The sequence below is a fragment of the Gulosibacter sediminis genome (assembly GCF_030011715.1).
GTDB lineage: Bacteria > Actinomycetota > Actinomycetes > Actinomycetales > Microbacteriaceae > Gulosibacter > Gulosibacter sediminis.
Genome location: NZ_JASCYH010000124.1, coordinates 1 through 255, shown reverse-complemented (window position 1 = coordinate 255; position 255 = coordinate 1). Strand labels below are relative to the sequence as shown.

Below are 255 nucleotides of genomic sequence, written 5' to 3'. Positions count from 1 at the left end.
TGCGCGGATCGATGGGCCGCGTCGGGGCGTGCGGGGACAATGCGGCGATGGAGAGCTTCTTCTCGCTGCTGCAGAAGAACGTTCTCGACCGGCACCCGTGGGGCACCCGACACGAGCTCCGCCTCGCGATCGTGAGATGGATCGAGGGCATCTATCACCGCAAGCGCCGACAGCGACGACTCGGGAGACTGACCCCCGTCGAGTTCGAGACCATAATGATGGAAGCCGTCGCCTTGGCGGCCTAACCCCGGGCTA

The 255-nt window shown here is 65.5% G+C and carries 1 protein-coding gene; it reads left to right on the top strand.

What is annotated here, in order from left to right; all coding sequences use genetic code 11:
* Positions 1–245: integrase core domain-containing protein (locus tag QM019_RS12830; RefSeq protein WP_282852362.1), on the top strand; the 245-nt coding region annotated here is incomplete at its 5' end.
* Between the last annotated feature and the right edge of the window lie 10 nt (positions 246–255).